This is a genomic window from Flavobacterium sp. (genome assembly GCF_040402835.1).
In the GTDB taxonomy this organism is placed as follows: domain Bacteria; phylum Bacteroidota; class Bacteroidia; order Flavobacteriales; family Flavobacteriaceae; genus Flavobacterium.
This window is the reverse complement of the sequence record NZ_JBBALW010000014.1, coordinates 43,350-62,464: the sequence shown is the minus strand read 5'-3', so window position 1 is coordinate 62,464 and position 19,115 is coordinate 43,350. Positions and strand designations below refer to the sequence as shown.

The window sequence follows — 19,115 nt, the reverse complement described above, 5'->3', positions numbered from 1 at the left end:
CTAAAAGGGCTTTTATTAATGATACAAGAAATAAAATTAATTTCTAGCTCTTTTCTTTTTGTCAGCTTTTGGACCAACTCTGGACATTGCACATCTAAATCCAATGTAGTCAGTAGCCATATCTTGTGGAAAGTATCTTCTTTGTGCTGGATCTAACCAATACGCTCTGTCTCTCCAAGAACCGCCTTTATAAACTCTTACTTCGTCATTTACTAAGGTAGTTCTTTTGTTAGACTTGTCGAATTTTCTAGACATATTTCCTAAACTATCAACTGTTACATTGTGTTTTGGAGCATCGTACATTCTTTTACTATCAGGTAATTTTGCACCTTCATCAGTATTTCCGAAATCAAAATATCTTGTAGATTGTTTATCACCATCTCTGTAGTTTCTTTCGTCACTTTTGTCGAAATTTTGTCTCAAATAAGTTTCTTTTTCATCCACTGGGACTTGAGCGATTTGACCTGGAGCATTTCTTGCAATAATTCTACCGTTTGGCAACGTGTCATATTTAATGTTTTGAGCAGTGACTAATTCGACTTTTCCATCATCTCCTATTTTATTTTTAGTAAATACACTTCCTCTAAAGTAGTTGAAATCACTTACTTCATCGTCAACCATTGGTCTATAAACATCGGCAACCCATTCGGCAACATTTCCAGCCATATCATACAATCCAAAATCATTTGCCGGATACGATTTTACTATATTTGTAATGTCAGCACCGTCATCAGACCATCCTGCTATTCCACCGTAATCTCCTTTTCCTTGTTTGAAATTGGCCAATTGATCTCCTTTGATTTTTCTTTTTCCAGAACGAGTATAACTACCTGACCATGGATATTTTTTTTGTCCTTTGTAAATATTGTATTCTCTTTGTCCTACATCTGCAGCCGCTGCATACTCCCATTCTGCTTCTGTTGGAAGTCTGTATTCTGGAAGAATAAGACCTGAAGATCTTTGAGCATATACTCCCGTTGGATTTTTTGTAGTTGCTCCTTGTCCTTTTGTTCCCGCAACTTTTATTGGTTTAGACAAAGAGTTCTTACGTCCTTTCAATACAATTTTATCGTCACCACCAAATGTTTTACTTGGGGCATTTAAATAGGTTTCAGTACTGAAACTACTTTCTGCTTTTACGTCTGTTAGTTTTGCATCTTTTTTTAAATAACCTTGTGTTTCTAGGGTATTTTCATTTACACGGTCTGTTCTCCATTTACTAAATTCAACTGATTGAATCCAATTTACACCAACTACTGGATACGAAGCGTAGGCAGGATGTCGTAAATAGTTGTTTGTATATGTTTCATTATATCCCAATCTGTTTCTCCAAACTAAAGTATCCGGTAATGCCCCAACATAGATATTTTTATAATTTTCATCATCAGGAGAGAATACTCTTTTGGTCCAATCTAAGTATTCCATGTACATCAAATTAGTAACCTCTGTTTCGTCCATGTAAAAGGATGCTACATGTTGCTGGTTTGGAGTATTATTCCAATCGTGCATAACGTCATCTTGTACTTTTCCCATTGTAAAAGTCCCGCCCTCAACCATCACTAGTCCCGGAGCAGTCGCTTGTTTCTTGTATTTATCATTATATTGGAAACCACCTTTTTTATCATTGATTTTCCAACCTGTAGCAGTTGACCCTCCTTTGGAACTTGATTGTTTACTACAACTTGAAACTCCAAATAGAATAAATAATGTTAGTACTACGTTTATAACTACATTTTTGTTTGCTTTCATACTTAATAAGGTAATAATTTCGTGGCGAATATAATAATTAACTATTAAACCACAACGTTTTTTTTAAATTTTAGTAAATTTATATTTATTTATTTTTAAACACAACTAAACAACGCAAAAATATAACAATTATTATATATATTACACTCCAATTTAAATTTTTATATCACATACTATTTAAAAAAAATTAGCGTTATACTTTCTAATTATGAAAATTAAATTACTATTCTTATTTTTTACCATTGTTTGTTATTCTCAACAAAAAGGGGATGTCAGATTGGATTGGGTTGATAATTCTACAATATCATTCAATTCCTATAAATTTATTGTCCCACAATTTAAATCGGAAAACTTCACTTTTAATAGTTCTAATAAGTCTATCCTTTTCACACTTAATTTAAATCAATCAGCCGAAATAGACGAAAATTCCCTTCAAATTACCAATGTAGTTTTCGAAACCATTTCACAATCTCAACTTGGTGATTTAAATATAAAATCAATTCCAAATTCCATAAACGCATCTGTTAAAAATACTATTGCCAGAGATAAAGTATTTGCTTTTTTGAGCCTATCCCCTATTATAAAAGAGACTGACGGATATAAAAAAATAGTCTCTTTTTCTTATTATTTTTCAAACAGTAATATTTCAAGACGTGCAATAGAAATAAATAACACAACTTTAATTTCCAACTCTGTACTGGCTTCTGGTGATTGGTATCGTTTTTATGTTGAAAAATCTGGTGTTTATAAAATTTCCAAAAGTTTTCTGAATCAAATTGGTTTGAATGTAAATGCAGATCCTCGAAATATTAAGATTTATGGAAATGGCGGCAGAATGCTACCTTTATTAAACAGTACGTATTATCCATCTGATTTAGCAGAGAATGCAATTCAAATTATTGGTGAAAGCGATGGTATTTTTAATGACAATGATTATATATTATTTTATGCAGAAGGGGTTGATAATTGGAATGCCGAAAGTCAGACCAACAGTAACCTATTTGCCACAAAATCATACTATTACATAACAAATTCGGGAGGATTAGGAAAACGAATTCAAAATCCCATTCAACCAACTAATCCATCGACACAAACAATTACTACTTTTGATGATTACCAATTTCATGAAGTTGATTTAATAAATGTTGTTCGAACTGGAAGACAATGGTTTGGCGAAGCTTTCAACATCAATAATATACAAGAATTTACCTTTGAAGTGCCAAATGCTGTTTCCTCATCGCTTGCTAACTTAAATATTACAGTAGGTTCTGATGCCTATAATGCTACTTCATTTAAGGTCGAAGCCAATTCACAATTAGTTGGAACCATCAATTTAGCGCCAATTACTGCTGGATCTGGAACAGAACTTAGTATCGCTTCATTACCAATAAACACAACAATTCCTGTTTCGAATACTGTAACAATAAAATTAACGTATAACAACAACGGCGTTCCGTCGGCAAAGGCATATTTGGACAACATTATATTAAAATCTAAAAGAAACTTAACGGGCTACGGAAAACAATTTCGATTTAAATATAATGACGCAAGTACTTTGTCTGGTATTGCAGAATACCAAGTAAATTCAGCTTCGGGAATTAAACAAGTTTGGGATATTACCGATATTTATAATGTTACAAAATATGAAAATCCCAATTTAAGCACCTTTTTATTTAAAGCAAATTTAGGCGAAGTTAGAAATTACATTGCAATTGATGAAGCTGATTATTACAGCCCTTTAAAAGAGTCGCAAACAAAAGTTGCCAACCAAGATTTGAAAGGCACTATTTTTAAAAATTCTCAAGGTGTTTTTCAAGATATTGATTATTTAATAATTACACCTTCATTTTTAAATATTCAGGCTGAAAAAATAGCGGCCTTTCATAGAAATTACTCACAACTAAATGTCAAAGTGGTTACTTTAGAAACTATATATCAGGAATTTTCTTCTGGAAAACAAGACATTGCAGCTATCCGAAATTTCATAAAATATGTTTATGAAAACGCTTCCGCTACTGATAAAAGAGTAAAATACATCAATCTTTTTGGAGATGCTTCATTTGATTATAAAAATAGAATTCCAAATAATTCTAATATTGTACCTATTTATCATGCCTTAAACAGTACAACCGCAGGCGAATCTTCCTATGCGTCCGATGATTTTTTTGGATATATGGATCCTACAGAAGGAAATGTAGCCTTCTATTTTGGTGGTATAGACATTGCTGTAGGGCGAATGTTAGTGAGCACCACTTCGCAAGCTGAAGAAATGATTAACAAAGTTTTTGAATACAATGATTTAAAATCCTATGGTAATTGGAGAAATAATTATGTAGCAATTTCCGATGATTCCGACAAACCTTCGGATATTTCGTTACAAACCAAGCAAAATCAATTGGCCGATAGAATTGTATTGGAAAAACCATTTATAAACGTCAAAAAAGTATTATTAGATTCTTATGTTCAAGAAACCTCATCGGGAGGAAATCGCTATCCAAAAGCCAGAGAAGATATTTTCAATGCCTTTGAAAAAGGAGCTTTAGTTTTCAACTATCTTGGTCATGGGGGCGAAGATGGATTAACCGGAGAACGAATTTGGGAAAAATCCGATGGACAAAATTTGAGCAATCAATACAAATATCCTTTATTTATAACTATCACTTGTGATTTCTCAAGGTTTGATAATCCATACCGACCAACAGCGGGAGAATATACCTATTGGAATCCAAAAGGGGGCGCCATTTCAATGATTACAACCATTCGTTCTATTGGGCAAGGATCAGCAGAATATTTTAATGATAAATTATCAGAATATTTATTTTCTTACGGCTCCAACCAATATACTTCGATTGCAGAAGCATTGCGATTAGCAAAAAATAGCAATCCAAGTTCCTCTTCAAATGTGGTTTTTTATCTTGGCGATCCTGCGCTAATGCTGGCCATTCCAAAACCAAAAATTCGTTTAACGAAAGTAAATGACATTCCTATTACAGGGACAATTCCTGATTTTCAATCTTTGGCATATATAAAACTTTCGGGGGAAATTACAGATGAAAATGACGTGCTTTTACCAACTTATAACGGTGCTTTGGCTGTAAATATTTTTGATAAAAATATCATTAAAGCTACTTTAAATAATGACGGATACAGTCCTCCTATTAATTTCACAACTTTAGGAGAAACTATTTTCCGAGGAAATGCATCGGTTGTAAATGGGCAGTTTGAGTTTGGTTTTGTTGTACCAAGAGATATAAAAATCCCTGTCGGAAATGGGCGAATCAGCTTTTATTCCAAAAAAAATGAAGCGTTTATTGACAATACAGGAGTGGATACTACCATTAAAATAGGCGGCATTAATACATTGGCAGCAGCCGATACCACCCCGCCAACAGCTAAAATATTTATGAATAATCAAACCTTTATAAATGGAGGAATTACAAATGCTTCTCCCTTCTTTTTAGCTTTTATTGAAGATGAAAACGGGATAAATACGGCAAGTGGCATTGGGCACGACATTACAGCTGTTTTAGATGGGAATGTAAGTTCTCCGTACATCCTAAATGATTATTATGAAACGGAATTGGACAATTATAAAAAAGGCAAACTGCGATTTCCATTTCGGAATTTGGCAGTTGGTTTGCATACAATAGCCTTCAAAGCTTGGGATGTTTACAATAATCCAATCAGTTTAGAACTCCAATTTATTGTAGTTGGCGACGATACTATGACACTCACAAATGTGCTAAATTATCCCAATCCATTTGTAAATTACACACAATTTTGGTTCACTCACAACCATCCTTTTGAACCTCTGGAAGTGCAAGTTCAAGTGATGACTATTACTGGGAAAATTGTTTGGACAAAAAATCAAATTGTAACCACAGATGGTTTTCTAAGTAGAGAAATATTTTGGGACGGAAGAGATGATTTTGGTGATAAAATAGGCAAAGGGGTTTACGTTTATAAATTAACCGTAAAGTCTTCTTTAACGAATAAAAAAACTGAAAAGTTTGAAAAACTTGTAATACTTTAATTATAAACTATATTTGTATAATTTAAATTTTTAAATAAAATGAAAAGAATAGCCATTTTAATGCTTTGTTTATCTGCAGTACAAATCTCTAAAGCGCAAGAAAGAGTAATAACCACTGGTGTTCCTTTTTTATTAGTAGCGTCCGATGCAAGAGCTGCTGGATTGGGGGACCAAGGAGTTGCCACAGCTGCCGATGCCTTTTCGCAACAATGGAATCCTGCAAAATACGCCTTTTCAACAGAAAAACAAGGATTCTCTGTAAGCTATACGCCCTATTTAACAGCATTAGTAAATGATATTTCCTTAGGGCAAATTACCTATTTCAACAGAATAAATGAAAGAAGTGCCTTTGCAACAAGTATCCGTTATTTTAGTTTAGGAGAAATCGAATTACGTCAAAATATTGATGATGTTGCTAATGTTGTTAAGCCAAATGAATTTGCATTAGACGGTTCCTATTCCTTAAAATTAAGTGACAAGTTTTCGATGTCTGTTGGAGGTAGATTTATAAGCTCTAGTTTGAAGATTCAAGATGCTACAAACGAAACTCGAGCAGCTAAATCCTTTGCCTTTGATGTTTCAGGATTTTTTCAGTCAGAGCAAACCGCCTTTTCTGATTTTGATGGACGATACCGAATTGGTTTTAATTTCCAAAATTTAGGTCCAAAAATTAGTTATGATTCAACTGTTTCTAATGAATTAAACGCCAACTTTTTACCAGCTCAAATGAAACTGGGAGGTAGCTTTGATTTTATTTTTGACGATTATAATAAAATAACAACAAGTATCGAGTTTAACAAATTATTAGTTCCAACACCCCAAGTTGACAGTTCTCATTTATATGATTATAATAATGATGGCGTTGTAAATGGTCAGGATTTGACAGATGCAAATACCGACTACAAAAAAATTGGTTGGGTTTCTGGAATATTTAAGTCTTTTGGCGATGCACCAGGAGGTTTCAGTGAAGAGTTAAAAGAAATTACTTATTCCGTTGGTGCAGAATATTTATATCAAGATTCTTTTGCTATGCGATTAGGTTATTTTCATGAAAGCCCTATAAAAGGGGCAAGAAAGTTTTTCTCACTAGGTGCAGGTTTTAAATATAATGTAGTAAATGTGGATGTATCTTATTTGTTTTCGACATCAAAAGTTCAGAACCCGTTAGAAAACACACTTCGATTTTCACTTACATTTAATTTTGGAGAAAAGTACGAAAACTATTAAAACAATTAATTATTAATAATAAAATCCAAATTTCAATCAAATGAAATTTGGATTTTTTTTCACAAATAACACATGAGAGAAATTACCGTAACTTCCAAATTTACCATTTTTGATTCTGCATCAGAATTGCCAATAGACATTCAATCGTTAATGAGGCAAGCCATCGAAATCAGAAAAAAAGCATACGCACCGTATTCGCGCTTTCGAGTTGGTACGGCTTTACTTTTAGATAACGGAAAAATAGTTTTGGGATCCAATCAAGAAAATGCTGCTTATCCTTCTGGTCTTTGTGCAGAACGAGTTGCTATTTTTTCCGCTGGCGCATTATATCCTCAAGCTAAAATTATAAAAATGGCAATTACTGCTACTTCAGACACTAATCCTAAATTAACTCCTATTCCTCCTTGTGGTGCCTGCCGTCAATCTATTTCGGAATACGAAATAAAACAAGAGATACCAATAGAAATTTATTTCATGGGAGAATCTGGAAGTATCTATAAATCCGATTCTTTGAAAAATTTATTGCCATTACAATTTGATAAAAAATTGTTATAGTGTGAAAACAATAATCACTACATTTAATGCAAGTGCATAAAATTACATTTTCAATAATTAATTTGTTATTATTCGAGAATTTATTACAGAAATCACTTTTTTAACAACTATTAATCAAGGAGTACTAAATTATAAAATAAAAATACTATTAAATTTTAGTTCTTAGTGGGAATGTATTATTTTTGCAATTCTAAAATTTATGTTTGAAAACTATTTTGAGAAATAGTCAAGAATATTCAGACACAAAAACAATCTACTCAAATGAAAGAAGTTACAAAAGAAGTTTATTTAAAGTGGTATGAAGACATGCTACTTTGGAGAAAATTTGAAGATAAATTAGCAGCCCTTTACATTCAACAAAAAGTTAGAGGTTTCCTACATTTATATAACGGTCAAGAAGCTGTTTTAGCAGGTGCATTGCACGTTATGGATTTGACAAAAGACAAAATGATTACTGCCTATAGAAATCATGTTCAGCCAATTGGAATGGGTGTTGATCCCAGAAAAATTATGGCAGAATTGTTAGGAAAAGTTACTGGTACTTCAAAAGGAATGGGCGGTTCAATGCACATTTTCTCTAGAGAACATCGTTTTTATGGTGGTCACGGGATAGTTGGAGCTCAAATTCCAGTAGGTGCAGGACTTGCTTTTGCAGATAAATATTTTGAAACTGGCGGTGTTACAATGACCTATTTTGGTGATGGTGCGGCGCGTCAAGGTTCCCTTCACGAAGCTTTTAATATGGCAATGTTATGGAAACTTCCTGTAGTATTTATTGTCGAAAACAATGGATATGCAATGGGAACTTCTGTAGAAAGAACTGCCAATCATACTGATATTTGGAAACTTGGTTTGGGTTATGAAATGCCTTGCGGACCAGTTGACGGAATGAATCCTGTGAAAGTTGCCGAAGCAATGCACGAGGCAATTGAAAGAGCACGTCGTGGTGATGGACCAACATTTTTAGAAATGAAAACGTATCGTTATAGAGGACATTCAATGTCGGATGCACAGTTGTACCGTACCAAAGAAGAAGTGGAGGAATACAGAAAAATAGATCCAATTACACAAGTTTTAGATGTAATTATGGACCAAAAATATGCTACAGCACAAGAAATTGAAGCTATTGATGAAAAAGTAAAAGACTTAGTTGAAGAATGCGTTGCATTTGCAGAAGCGTCTCCTTTTCCAGAAGTGCAACAATTGTACGATGTGGTTTACGAACAAGAAAATTATCCATTTATCCCTCATAAACTTTAATCGATATGGCAACAGTAATAACAATGCCTCGCTTGAGCGATACTATGACGGAAGGTACCGTTGCGTCTTGGCTTAAAAAAGTAGGCGATAAAGTTTCGGAAGGCGATATTCTTGCAGAAATTGAAACAGATAAAGCTACAATGGAATTTGAATCTTTCAATTCTGGTACGCTTTTATATATTGGAATTAACGAAGGAGAATCAGCTCCTTGTGATTCTTTATTAGCAATTATTGGAAAAGAGGGAGAAGATATAACCGCTTTCTTAAGCCCCCAAACCCCCGAAGGGGGAGTTGTAGAAGAGGCAAAACATACTGAAATTTCAGACGCAAATAATACACACGTTTTGGCTCCTTCCCCTTCGGGGAAGGCTGGGATGGGGCTTCCTAAAGGAGTTGTTGTAGTAACTATGCCCCGTTTGAGTGACACCATGACTGATGGAACTGTGGCGACATGGTTGAAAAAAGTGGGAGATAAAGTTTCCGAAGGAGATATTCTTGCAGAAATTGAAACGGACAAAGCCACAATGGAATTTGAATCTTTCAATGCAGGTACATTATTATATATTGGAATCCCAGAAGGCGGTACCGCACCTTGCGATTCATTATTAGCAATTATTGGACCTGAAGGAACTGATATTTCTGGTTTACTAAGCCCCCCAACCCCCGAAGGGGGAGTTGTAGGAGAGGCAAAAAACACTGTTTTAGAACCAACAACCATCAACCAACAACCAACAACCATCAACGAACAACCAACAGCATCTTCAAACGAAAGAGTTTTTGTTTCTCCATTAGCTAAAAAAATTGCTGAAGAAAAAGGAATTAATCTATCACAAGTTAGTGGTTCTGGCGAAAATGGTCGTATCATAAAAAGTGATGTTGAGAATTTCACACCATATACAACTAGTCAAAATGAACAACCGAATGTAAACGCTCAACCACATGTTGAAGTTGCAGTCGCTAGACCATTTGCAGCAGCGGGAGAAAAACTTACCGAAGAAATCAAGAACTCTCAAATGCGCAAAATTATTGCAAAACGTTTGGCAGAATCTTTATTTACAGCACCGCATTACAACCTTGTAATTGAGGTTACAATGGACGAAGCAATGAAATCGAGAGCAATTATCAACAGCGTTCCAGATACAAAAGTATCATTCAACGACATGGTGATAAAAGCAAGCGCAATGGCATTGAAAAAACATCCAAAAATAAATTCTCAGTGGAGAGAAGATTCAATTCTTATCAACTATCACGTGAATATTGGGGTTGCTGTTGCTGTTGAAGATGGATTAGTCGTTCCTGTATTGCCTTTTACAGATGCTATGAGTTTGTCTCAAATTGGCGGAAACGTAAGAGATCTTGCAGGAAGAGCTAAAAGCAAAAAATTATTACCTTCTGAAATGGAAGGGAGTACGTTTACTATTTCTAATCTTGGAATGTTTGGTATAACTGAATTTAATTCAATTATAAACCAACCAAATTCTGCAATTTTATCTGTTGGTGCAATTGTTGAAAAACCAGTGGTTAAAAACGGTCAAATTGTTGTTGGAAACACTATGATGCTTTCATTGGCTTGCGATCACAGAACTATTGATGGTGCAACTGGAGCACAATTCTTACAAACATTAAAACAATACATAGAAAACCCAGTTACGATGTTAGCATAGTTTATTCTATTAAATATAAAGTCCCGTTTTGAGATTCAAAACGGGACTTTTTTTGTGACTAATACGAATTAAATTCGTCTAGTTGATTTAAGATTCTCTAGGAGGTCTTGGTAAAAGTGCTTTTCTTGACACTTTTTCTTTTCTAGTTTTTGGGTCAAGTCCTAAGTATTTCACCATAAACACATCGCCCATATTCACTACATCAGAAACATTTTCTGTACGTTCCCAAGCCAACTCAGATACGTGAAGCAATACTTCGTTTCCAGGAACTGCTGTATATTCTACAACTGCACCAAAATCAAGCATTTTGATTACTTTCACTTCGTAAGATTCGTTCATTTGTGGTTTGAAAGTAATTGATTCAATTTTAGCTAATACTGCTGCAATTCCAGCAGGATCAGTTCCTAAAATTTCAATTACTCCTTGCTCATTCACTTCGTTGATTACGATAGTTGTTCCAGTGGTTTTTTGCAATTCTTGAATCACTTTTCCTCCAGGTCCAATCAACGCTCCGATAAAGTTACCAGGAATAGTTCTTGTAATAATTTTTGGAGCATACTCTTTAACATCTGCTTTTGGAGATGCAAGTGTATCAGTAAGTATGTTAAGAATATGCAAACGACCGTCACGGGCTTGTGCCAAAGCCGCTTCCATAATTTCATATTTCAATCCGTCAATTTTGATGTCCATTTGACACGCTGTAATTCCTTCTGAAGTTCCAGTTACTTTGAAATCCATATCTCCTAAATGATCTTCATCACCTAAAATATCAGATAAAACTGCAAAACGATCCCCGTCTGTAATTAATCCCATTGCAATTCCAGAAACAGGACGAATCATTTGAATACCCGCATCCATTAATGATAATGTACCCGCACAAACAGTAGCCATTGAAGACGAACCGTTAGATTCTAATACTTCAGAAACCACACGAATAGTATAAGGACAATCAGCAGGAATCATATTTTTCAACGCTCTTTGCGCCAAGTTTCCGTGACCAACTTCTCTTCTTGAAGTTCCTCTCAACGGACGCGCTTCTCCTGTAGAAAATGGTGGAAAATTATAGTGCAAGTAGAATTTTTCTTCTCCTTGTTCTGATGGGGAATCAATTTGGTTTGCTTCTCTAGATGTTCCTAAAGTGGCTGTTGCCAATGCTTGTGTTTCTCCACGAGTAAACAATGCAGATCCGTGAACTGATGGTAAATAATCTACTTCACACCAGATTGGTCTGATTTCTGTAGTTTTTCTTCCGTCTAAACGGGTTCCTAAATCTAAGGTTACGTTACGAACTGCTTCTTTGTTGACTTTGTAGAAATATTTAGAAACTAAATCGCCATTTTCTGTCAATTCTTCTTCTGTAAACAACGCTTTTACTTCGTCTTTAACTTCTGCAAATGCTGCTGTACGCTCTTGTTTAGAAGAACCTTTACTAGCAATAGCATATATTTTATCGTAAGCTGCTACTTTTACTTTTGCATAAATAGCATCGTCTGTTTTTTCAGTTTCGTATGTACGAACTTCTTTTTTTCCAAAAGCATTTGCTAATCTTTCTTGCGCTGCAATTTGGTTTTTGATATGTCCGTGAGCAAATTTAATTGCTTCTACCATTTCTGCTTCTGAAATTTCTTTCATTTCCCCTTCTACCATTGCGATAGAATCTGTTGAAGCACCAATCATCATATCAATATCAGATAATTCTAATTGAGCACGACTTGGGTTGATGATGAATTTTCCATCAATTCTTCCAACTCTAGCTTCAGAAATTAAAGTTTCGAATGGAATGTCAGATAAAGCAAGTGCTGCCGAAGCGGCTAATCCTGCTAAAGCATCTGGCATAACCTCATCGTCATGAGACATTAACTGAATCATAACTTGAATTTCTGCGTGATAATCACTTGGGAAAAGTGGACGTAAAACACGGTCAACTAATCTCATTGTTAGCACTTCGTTGTCACTTGGACGCGCTTCTCTTTTGAAGAAACCTCCAGGAAAACGTCCTGCTGCTGCAAATTTTTCACGATAATCTACCGTAAGCGGTAAAAAATCGATACCTGGACTTGCTTTTCTTGATGATACAACTGTTCCTAAGATTACAGTTTTACCAATTCTTACTACTACAGATCCGTCAGCTTGTTTCGCTAAACGTCCTGTCTCGATTGTGATGTTTCTTCCATCACCTAAATCGATACTTTCTACAAATAATTGTGGAATCATAAATTTTCCTTTTTTAATTTAACATTGGTTTTCCTGCCTGTCGACAGAATTGTTGTGTTGTTTTTTCCGCCGAAGCGGATTGCGTAGTTAATGCTTAAATCCAATGAAAAACCAAACTTTTTTTATTTTCTTATTGCCCTGGGCTAAAAACAAAAAGAGGCGCGTGTGCACCTCTTTTTTATTGATTATTTTCTAATATTCAATACTTTGATAATCTCACGATATCTGTTGATTTCAGTTTTCTTCAAGTAATCAAGCAAACTTCTTCTTTTACCTACTAATAGTACTAATGAACGCTCTGTATTATAATCATGACGATTTTTTTTCAAATGCTCCGTTAAGTGTGTAATTCTGAAAGTAAACAAGGCAATTTGCGCTTCTGATTTCCCAGTGTTTGTAACTTCTCCGTGTTTAGCGAAGATTTCTTCTTTAACTTCTTTTGTTAAATACATGCTAATATTATTTAAATGATTGTTATGTATGTCTTACAGCTATTATAAGACGGTTGCAAAAGTATAAAATAATTATGAATTATGAATTATGAATTACAAATTATTTTAACCATAAATTTCTAAAGGCCTTGTTTTTATCGTAATCATTGGCTTGTTTTTCGATGTTGAAATATCGATGGGTTCTGGGATCATTTCCAACACCCGCCAAATAAGCCCAATTTCCCCAGTTGCTACAAACGTCATAATCGATTAGTGATTCTTCAAAATAGGCTGCTCCAAAACGCCAATCCATATTCAATTCGTTGCAAAAATAGCTCGCAACATTTTGGCGTCCCCGATTGCTCATAAAACCCGTTTTCTTTAATTCAATCATATTCGCATTGATAAAATCAGATTGGGTTGATCCATTAATCCATTGCGAGAGTAGTTTTTCGTTCAATGATTTGGAATTCTTATTTTCGGTTTTAATTCCAGAATACAAGAAAAATTTGGTTTGGTGTTTTTTGAACATAAACCGAAAAAAATCACGCCATAATAATTCAAAAATTAGCCAGTAGGTAGATTCATTTGCGCCATTTTCACTTTCGTATTTACGTATTTCTTGATAAATATAGCGTGGCGAAATACATCCAAGTGCCAACCAAGCCGAAAATTTTGAAGAATAATTTGCACCAACCATTCCATTTCGGGTTTCCTTATATACAGACAAGCATTTTGTTTCAAAAAAATAATGTTCTAATCTTTTGATTGCTTCCGTTTCGCCTCCTTTAAATTGGATTGCTGCACGGGAATCGATTTCCGTAAATTCCAAATTTAGTTCTTGCAAAGTTGGCAAAATCAACGTTGGAATTTCTGGCGAATTTATAGCAGTTGGTCTAGGAAGTGCTTTTTTAACCGTTGCTTCTTGTTCTGTTTTTTTTCTGAAATTAGTAAAAACATCAGGAATATCTTTTATCGAAAACGGCAAATCTTCCGCATTATATAGGGTGCTAGTACTAAAAGTCTCTAGTTCACAACGCAGTTTAAACAATTCATCTTGAACCCATTTTTCGGTTTTCTTTTCTTCAAAAGCAACTTCTCTTTTAGCAAAAACTTTAGTTGCGTTGTATTTTCGTACAATTTTAGGAATTTCAACTTCTGGTTTCCCCTTTACAATAAGCAATCCAGAGCCAATTTTCCGCAAATTAGTATCTAAATCTTGTAACGATTCCAAAAGAAATTGAGTTCTAAAACTTCCCGTTTTCTTGAAACCATATTGAGTAGTTTCAAAATGAGAATCATCAAAACAATATACAGGAATTAGCAGTTGGCTTTGAGAAATAGCCTTAAGAAGTGTTTCATTATCAGTTAATCGTAAATCGGTTTTAAACCAAACTAATGCCGTTTTCATTATAAATCATTTATGTTTTTCAAATAATAATCCGCTTGTGCTAATAAATCTGCTTTGTGTTCGGATTGCATTTTTCGCCAAACATTGTACATCATTCCAATTCTTGGATTTCTTCCTAATTTATCTTCATTTTTATCATAAAAATTCCAATACAAACTGTTAAACGGACACGCCTTATCTCCTGTTTTTATTGCTTTTTTATAAAAACAAGAACCACAATAGTGACTCATTTTATCAATATAAGAAGCTGAACTTACATAAGGTTTTGTACCCACAATTCCACCATCGGCAAACTGGCTCATTCCACGCGTATTGGTGATTTCGACCCATTCTATAGCGTCAATATATATCCCCAAATACCAGGCATCCAATTCGTCAGGATGAACTCCAGCCAAAAGCGCAAAATTTCCAGTAATCATTAAGCGCTGAATATGATGGGCATAAGCATAATTCAAAGATTGATTGATGGCATCTTTTAAACACAACATTTTTGTATTTCCAGTCCAAAACCATTCGGGTAATTTCTCCTGATTATTAAAAAAATTCATCGTGGCATATTCGGGCATTTTCAACCAATAAATCCCTCGCATGTATTCTCTCCAACCAATTATTTGGCGAACAAAACCTTCTAACTGATTGTATTCGATTTCTTCGGGGCGTTTTTTCCATTCGGCAATGGCTTTTTCTATAACTTCTTGTGGGGAAATCATTTTTATATTCATCGAAAACGAAATTCGAGAATGATACAGCGACCATTCGTTTGGGGTCATCGCGTCTTGATAAGAACCAAATAACGACAAACATTCGGTTACAAAAAAATCTAATAATTCTAAAGATTGTTTTCTATTTATAGGCCAAACAAAATTTTCAGCATCAATAGTTCCAATAGTTTTAATATCCGTTTTGTGAATTTCTGCTAAAATTTCCGAAACATTATTATTGAAAACCAACGGCGCTATTGGCCTATGATTTTTGGGTAATTTTTTTTGATTGTCACCATCATAATTCCATTTTCCAGTTAAAGGCTTGTCATTTTCCATTAAAACATCGTGCTTTTTTCGCATATTTCGATAGAAACTTTCCATCAAAAATGTTTTTTTGCCTTCGAAAAAATCTCCAAGTTCATTTCGACTGGTATAAAAATGTTCCGAATCTACTACCGAATTTTTTATAGTCAGTTTTTCGCAAAAGTTTTTTAGGATTTTATCCAATCGGTATTCATCAGGAAATTGGTATTCAAATTGGGTAATTTGGTGTTCTGAAATTAGAATTTCAAGATTTTTTTCGAAAGATTGTAAATTATTTTCATCATTTATACGAATATAAATCACGTTATGATTTGCTGATTTTAATAATTCAGAAAATGATCGCATTGCCAAAAAAAATCCGACTACTTTTTGGATATGATGTTTGGCATAATCGGTTTCGGTGCGAATTTCCATTATCACATAAATCACTGATTCATTAATAGTATCGTACCAAGAATGATTGCTGTTCAATTGATCGCCTAGAATTAATCTTAAAGTTTTTTTCATTTTATTTGTTCATTCTACATTTATCACTACAATATTTTACTTCTTCCCAAACCTTTTCCCATTTTTTGCGCCAAGTGAAAGGTTTTTGACAAACGACACACATTTTGCTAGGTAAATTTTGCTTTTTTACACCCTTCATTTATCAAATTTTAATCGGTTTCTTTTCCATTCCACTTTTACAGAAGAGCCTTCGGCAATGAAAACAGCATCGGGTTTTGTGTCGTTTAAAACAGAGAATGCTTTTCCGTACATTGCTTCAAAATCGCAATCAATACTATAATTTGTGACTTTATGAACATTCCAACTTGGATGCTGCAATTTATATTCTTCTGTTTTGTTTTCATCAATTTTGGTATAGCCATAATAATGTTCGTATATGAATTTTTCTAGAGAATCCTTTTTCATACTTTGTGATTCGTTCGAAGCTTCTACATAAATACTATTCCACTTTTTATTCAATAACCATTCAAATTTAACTTTTTTGGTGTCGGGATTTTCGACTATAAAATTCCGCGTTGGTACTACAGTATAATGCTCTTTATATAGTTTATTTGCCATCCAAGCAACGATTCTATAAGGGATAGTTTCATTTATAAATACAACCCCTCGCTTAATGATTTCGCCCTCTTTTCGTTGAACATAGAATCGCAGATTAATTTCCTCAAAAGTTCCTAAAAAGGGAATAGGAACATCAAACAGCTTTGTTTTTTTGAACATAAAACCTACTAAACTAACATAGGCTTTTCCATTGTACAAATCCAAGACAACCCCTTTTGGTAAAAATGGAGTTAAAATTGCTGGTTCAATTATGTAATTGGCCATTATGATATTTTCCCAATTTGCTTTTAAAAATGTTTCCATTAGAATTGAATATTTGAAGTTATTCGATACAACTAATTTTTTTCGTTTAGTAAACGTAATTCATTTAAAAATAAATCTTTACTACGAAAAAATGCCCTCTTTTAGATTTAGCAATATCCATTTTTTATCACTATTTAGCTTGAAACTAGCTACATGTTCTTTGTTCCATTCCTGTGGAGAAATTAAGGATAAAAAATTAGTGCCGTCAATACTGTTATACAAATGATAAATTTCGCCAATAACGGGTTCAAATGAAAATTTAGCGTTGTACACCAACTCATTCCATTCGTATTCTTCCATTAATTTTTGGTATTGCAATTTGAGTTCGTTGAACTTGTTTTCGAATTCTTTATTCACATTATGAATACCTCTACTTTTCCAAGCCACAACATCATCTATTTTAATAACGGGTGCTCCAACGCTTGTGGAATAAGGCAAAATATTTGAGTTATATCCTTTTTCATCTGAAAACACTACGTTATCTGGCTTATCTTTTTTCATTTTTTAATTCAATTTGTTTAATGTTTTAAAATAAATATTAAACAAAGGTATGAAAGATATATTAGAAACCCATTTTAATATAAAAAATTAACCATCAAAATAGATTAGTTAAGTTTTAATATAACTTTGCAATTTCGCTATTCACAAATTCCAAAAAGCGTTCGTCAGCAGCTGTAAAAGGATCTAAAACATTAGAATCAATATCAATTTGACCAATATTTTCTCCATTTACAAATAACGGAACTACAATTTCAGATTTTACTGTAAAACTACACGCGATATAATTGTCTTGTGCTGCAACATCAGGAACTACAAAATTTTGATTTGAAACTGCCACTTGCCCACAAATTCCTTTTCCAAAAGGAATAACCTTGTGATCTGTGGGTGCGCCAACATAAGGACCAAGTAGTAATTCTTCTTTTTCGCCATTGCGAAAGTAAAATCCAACCCAATTATAATAGGATATATTCTGTTCGAGCAGTTCGCAAATTTGTTTAAGTTTCTCATCACGAGATGCAAATTTGTCAGAAACGAGCTCAGTTACCAGAGGTTTTAAAGCTTCAAAAGTCATAATTTATATTTTTACAAAAGTATTTAATTGTTGTGGTCTATTTTTACGTAAATTTGTTAAAAATTACAATTTTGAATAAATATTGGTCTCAATACAAACCGTTTTTACTTTTCTTAGGAAAATTTGCCTTGACTTATTTGGTTTTGACATTTGCCTATCAATATTATCTGAATCAATTTGATGTGAAAAATCACGAAGTTGATGGTTTTACTAGATTAGTTACAGGACAAGTAGAACAAACTTTATTGTTTTTTAATTGTGATGCTCATTCAGAATTGCACACAACGGTAGCGTGTTACAAGTTTTTTTACAATGGAAAATACATCTCAAGAATCATTGAAGGCTGTAATGCCTTAAGTGTAATAATACTTTTCATAGCCTTTGTTATTGCTTTTTCAGGAAAATTAAAGCACACAATTTTATATATAATTGGCGGAAGTTTGATTATACATATTCTAAATATTACAAGAATTGCACTTCTAATGATTGCATTTTATAACTTTCCCGAAGCCAACACCCTTTTGCACGACATTTTATTTCCTTTGGTGATTTATGGAACTGTATTTATTTTGTGGGTAATTTGGGTTAACAAATTTTCATTTTATGCTAAAAAAACTGCTTAATCATAAACTTAGAATAGTACTTATAATAGTATTGGTGTCTTTTTTAGCGATGATTCGAATATTTGAAAAAACCTTGTTTTACGACCCTTTATTAGAATATTTCAAATCAGATTATACTAATTTTCCTCTACCAATATTGGATAATTTCAATTTATTTTTCGGATTATTATTTAGATATTTATTAAATACTACAGTATCAATTACTATAATTTATGTTGTTTTTAAAGACTTTGGGTTGGTGAAATTTGTCTCAGTTTTGTATCTTATTTTCTTTGTAATTCTAATTGCCATTTTCCTTTTCGTGCTTTCCTTTTATGGCGAAGAAAGTAAAATGACATTGTTTTATATCCGAAGATTTTTAATTCAACCACTATTTTTATTGTTATTTATTCCAGGTTTTTATTTGCAATCTAAATCCAACAAATAGTTTTTTTTCTTAAATGCTTTTTAACTTTTTATTAATTCTATTTCAATCAAATG

16 protein-coding genes are annotated in these 19,115 nt (G+C 33.5%); 7 read left to right on the top strand and 9 right to left on the bottom strand.

What is annotated here, in order from left to right:
* Positions 1–36: 36 nt before the first annotated feature.
* Positions 37–1,749 carry a gliding motility lipoprotein GldJ gene (gldJ, locus tag AC9UEH_RS06515; protein ID WP_509529817.1) on the bottom strand — a complete coding sequence of 571 codons (1,713 nt, stop codon included), beginning with the start codon at positions 1,747–1,749 and terminating at the stop codon, positions 37–39.
* Positions 1,750–1,957: 208 nt separating this feature from the next.
* On the opposite strand from gldJ, the gene porU reads away from it, so the two are divergent.
* From porU to AC9UEH_RS06490, 5 genes are all read left to right on the top strand, one after another.
* Positions 1,958–5,782 carry a type IX secretion system sortase PorU gene (porU, locus tag AC9UEH_RS06510; RefSeq protein WP_509529814.1) on the top strand — a complete coding sequence of 1,275 codons (3,825 nt, stop codon included), beginning with the start codon at positions 1,958–1,960 and terminating at the stop codon, positions 5,780–5,782.
* 39 nt (positions 5,783–5,821) lie between these two features.
* Positions 5,822–7,009 (top strand): type IX secretion system outer membrane channel protein PorV, encoded by a 1,188-nt coding sequence (gene porV / locus AC9UEH_RS06505; RefSeq protein ID WP_509529812.1) that lies wholly within the window; start codon positions 5,822–5,824, stop codon positions 7,007–7,009.
* A gap of 72 nt (positions 7,010–7,081) precedes the next feature.
* A complete protein-coding gene (gene cdd / locus AC9UEH_RS06500) occupies positions 7,082–7,564 on the top strand; it encodes a cytidine deaminase (protein ID WP_509529809.1) in 483 nt (160 codons plus the stop codon).
* Positions 7,565–7,825: 261 nt separating this feature from the next.
* Positions 7,826–8,824, top strand: a complete 999-nt coding sequence (gene pdhA / locus AC9UEH_RS06495; protein ID WP_509529807.1) for a pyruvate dehydrogenase (acetyl-transferring) E1 component subunit alpha — start codon at positions 7,826–7,828, stop codon at positions 8,822–8,824.
* Between the two features lie 5 nt (positions 8,825–8,829).
* Entirely contained in the window at positions 8,830–10,488 is a 1,659-nt protein-coding gene (locus tag AC9UEH_RS06490) for a dihydrolipoyl dehydrogenase family protein (RefSeq protein ID WP_509529804.1), read from the top strand.
* 87 nt (positions 10,489–10,575) lie between these two features.
* On the opposite strand, the gene AC9UEH_RS06485 is transcribed toward AC9UEH_RS06490, so the two are convergent.
* The 8 genes from AC9UEH_RS06485 to AC9UEH_RS06450 all read right to left on the bottom strand — a co-directional run bounded on the left by AC9UEH_RS06485 (position 10,576) and on the right by AC9UEH_RS06450 (position 18,012).
* Complete coding sequence (locus tag AC9UEH_RS06485; protein WP_509529802.1) at positions 10,576–12,702, bottom strand: polyribonucleotide nucleotidyltransferase; 2,127 nt, start codon at positions 12,700–12,702, stop codon at positions 10,576–10,578.
* 185 nt (positions 12,703–12,887) lie between these two features.
* Entirely contained in the window at positions 12,888–13,154 is a 267-nt protein-coding gene (gene rpsO, locus AC9UEH_RS06480; protein WP_509529799.1) for a 30S ribosomal protein S15, read from the bottom strand.
* Positions 13,155–13,254: 100 nt separating this feature from the next.
* Positions 13,255–14,544 (bottom strand): DASH family cryptochrome, encoded by a 1,290-nt coding sequence (locus AC9UEH_RS06475; RefSeq protein WP_509529797.1) that lies wholly within the window; start codon positions 14,542–14,544, stop codon positions 13,255–13,257.
* Positions 14,544–16,079, bottom strand: coding sequence for a cryptochrome/photolyase family protein (locus AC9UEH_RS06470; protein WP_509529794.1), 1,536 nt, complete (start codon positions 16,077–16,079; stop codon positions 14,544–14,546). The genes AC9UEH_RS06475 and AC9UEH_RS06470 overlap by 1 nt, the downstream gene beginning before the upstream one ends.
* A gap of 1 nt (position 16,080) precedes the next feature.
* Positions 16,081–16,218 carry a DUF2256 domain-containing protein gene (locus tag AC9UEH_RS06465; RefSeq protein WP_509529792.1) on the bottom strand — a complete coding sequence of 46 codons (138 nt, stop codon included), beginning with the start codon at positions 16,216–16,218 and terminating at the stop codon, positions 16,081–16,083.
* On the bottom strand, positions 16,215–16,940 hold the full coding sequence (locus AC9UEH_RS06460; protein ID WP_509529789.1) for a YqjF family protein: 726 nt from the start codon (positions 16,938–16,940) through the stop codon (positions 16,215–16,217). Before AC9UEH_RS06460 ends, AC9UEH_RS06465 begins: the two co-directional genes overlap by 4 nt.
* A gap of 81 nt (positions 16,941–17,021) precedes the next feature.
* Positions 17,022–17,441, bottom strand: coding sequence for a DUF2452 domain-containing protein (locus AC9UEH_RS06455; protein WP_509529786.1), 420 nt, complete (start codon positions 17,439–17,441; stop codon positions 17,022–17,024).
* Between the two features lie 115 nt (positions 17,442–17,556).
* Entirely contained in the window at positions 17,557–18,012 is a 456-nt protein-coding gene (locus AC9UEH_RS06450; RefSeq protein WP_509529783.1) for an XrtF-associated fRMsr-like GAF protein, read from the bottom strand.
* A gap of 71 nt (positions 18,013–18,083) precedes the next feature.
* Between AC9UEH_RS06450 and xrtF the strand changes: the two genes are divergently transcribed.
* Together xrtF and AC9UEH_RS06440 are read left to right on the top strand one after the other, a co-directional pair.
* Positions 18,084–18,635 (top strand): exosortase family protein XrtF, encoded by a 552-nt coding sequence (gene xrtF, locus AC9UEH_RS06445; RefSeq protein ID WP_509529781.1) that lies wholly within the window; start codon positions 18,084–18,086, stop codon positions 18,633–18,635.
* On the top strand, positions 18,616–19,062 hold the full coding sequence (locus AC9UEH_RS06440; protein WP_509529778.1) for an exosortase F system-associated membrane protein: 447 nt from the start codon (positions 18,616–18,618) through the stop codon (positions 19,060–19,062). Before xrtF ends, AC9UEH_RS06440 begins: the two co-directional genes overlap by 20 nt.
* Positions 19,063–19,115: the final 53 nt, after the last annotated feature.

Bases quoted from the DNA above. Each gene is read 5' to 3' on its own strand.
- porU (WP_509529814.1), top strand. From the start codon at position 1,958: ATGAAAATTAAATTACTATTCTTATTTTTTACCATTGTTTGTTATTCT.
- AC9UEH_RS06485 (WP_509529802.1), bottom strand. From the start codon at position 12,702: ATGATTCCACAATTATTTGTAGAAAGTATCGATTTAGGTGATGGAAGA.
- AC9UEH_RS06455 (WP_509529786.1), bottom strand. From the start codon at position 17,441: ATGAAAAAAGATAAGCCAGATAACGTAGTGTTTTCAGATGAAAAAGGA.
- rpsO (WP_509529799.1), bottom strand. From the start codon at position 13,154: ATGTATTTAACAAAAGAAGTTAAAGAAGAAATCTTCGCTAAACACGGA.
- AC9UEH_RS06475 (WP_509529797.1), bottom strand. From the start codon at position 14,544: ATGAAAACGGCATTAGTTTGGTTTAAAACCGATTTACGATTAACTGAT.
- AC9UEH_RS06490 (WP_509529804.1), top strand. From the start codon at position 8,830: ATGGCAACAGTAATAACAATGCCTCGCTTGAGCGATACTATGACGGAA.
- gldJ (WP_509529817.1), bottom strand. From the start codon at position 1,749: ATGAAAGCAAACAAAAATGTAGTTATAAACGTAGTACTAACATTATTT.
- porV (WP_509529812.1), top strand. From the start codon at position 5,822: ATGAAAAGAATAGCCATTTTAATGCTTTGTTTATCTGCAGTACAAATC.
- cdd (WP_509529809.1), top strand. From the start codon at position 7,082: ATGAGAGAAATTACCGTAACTTCCAAATTTACCATTTTTGATTCTGCA.
- AC9UEH_RS06460 (WP_509529789.1), bottom strand. From the start codon at position 16,940: ATGGAAACATTTTTAAAAGCAAATTGGGAAAATATCATAATGGCCAAT.
- AC9UEH_RS06450 (WP_509529783.1), bottom strand. From the start codon at position 18,012: ATGACTTTTGAAGCTTTAAAACCTCTGGTAACTGAGCTCGTTTCTGAC.
- AC9UEH_RS06470 (WP_509529794.1), bottom strand. From the start codon at position 16,079: ATGAAAAAAACTTTAAGATTAATTCTAGGCGATCAATTGAACAGCAAT.
- AC9UEH_RS06465 (WP_509529792.1), bottom strand. From the start codon at position 16,218: ATGAAGGGTGTAAAAAAGCAAAATTTACCTAGCAAAATGTGTGTCGTT.
- pdhA (WP_509529807.1), top strand. From the start codon at position 7,826: ATGAAAGAAGTTACAAAAGAAGTTTATTTAAAGTGGTATGAAGACATG.
- AC9UEH_RS06440 (WP_509529778.1), top strand. From the start codon at position 18,616: ATGCTAAAAAAACTGCTTAATCATAAACTTAGAATAGTACTTATAATA.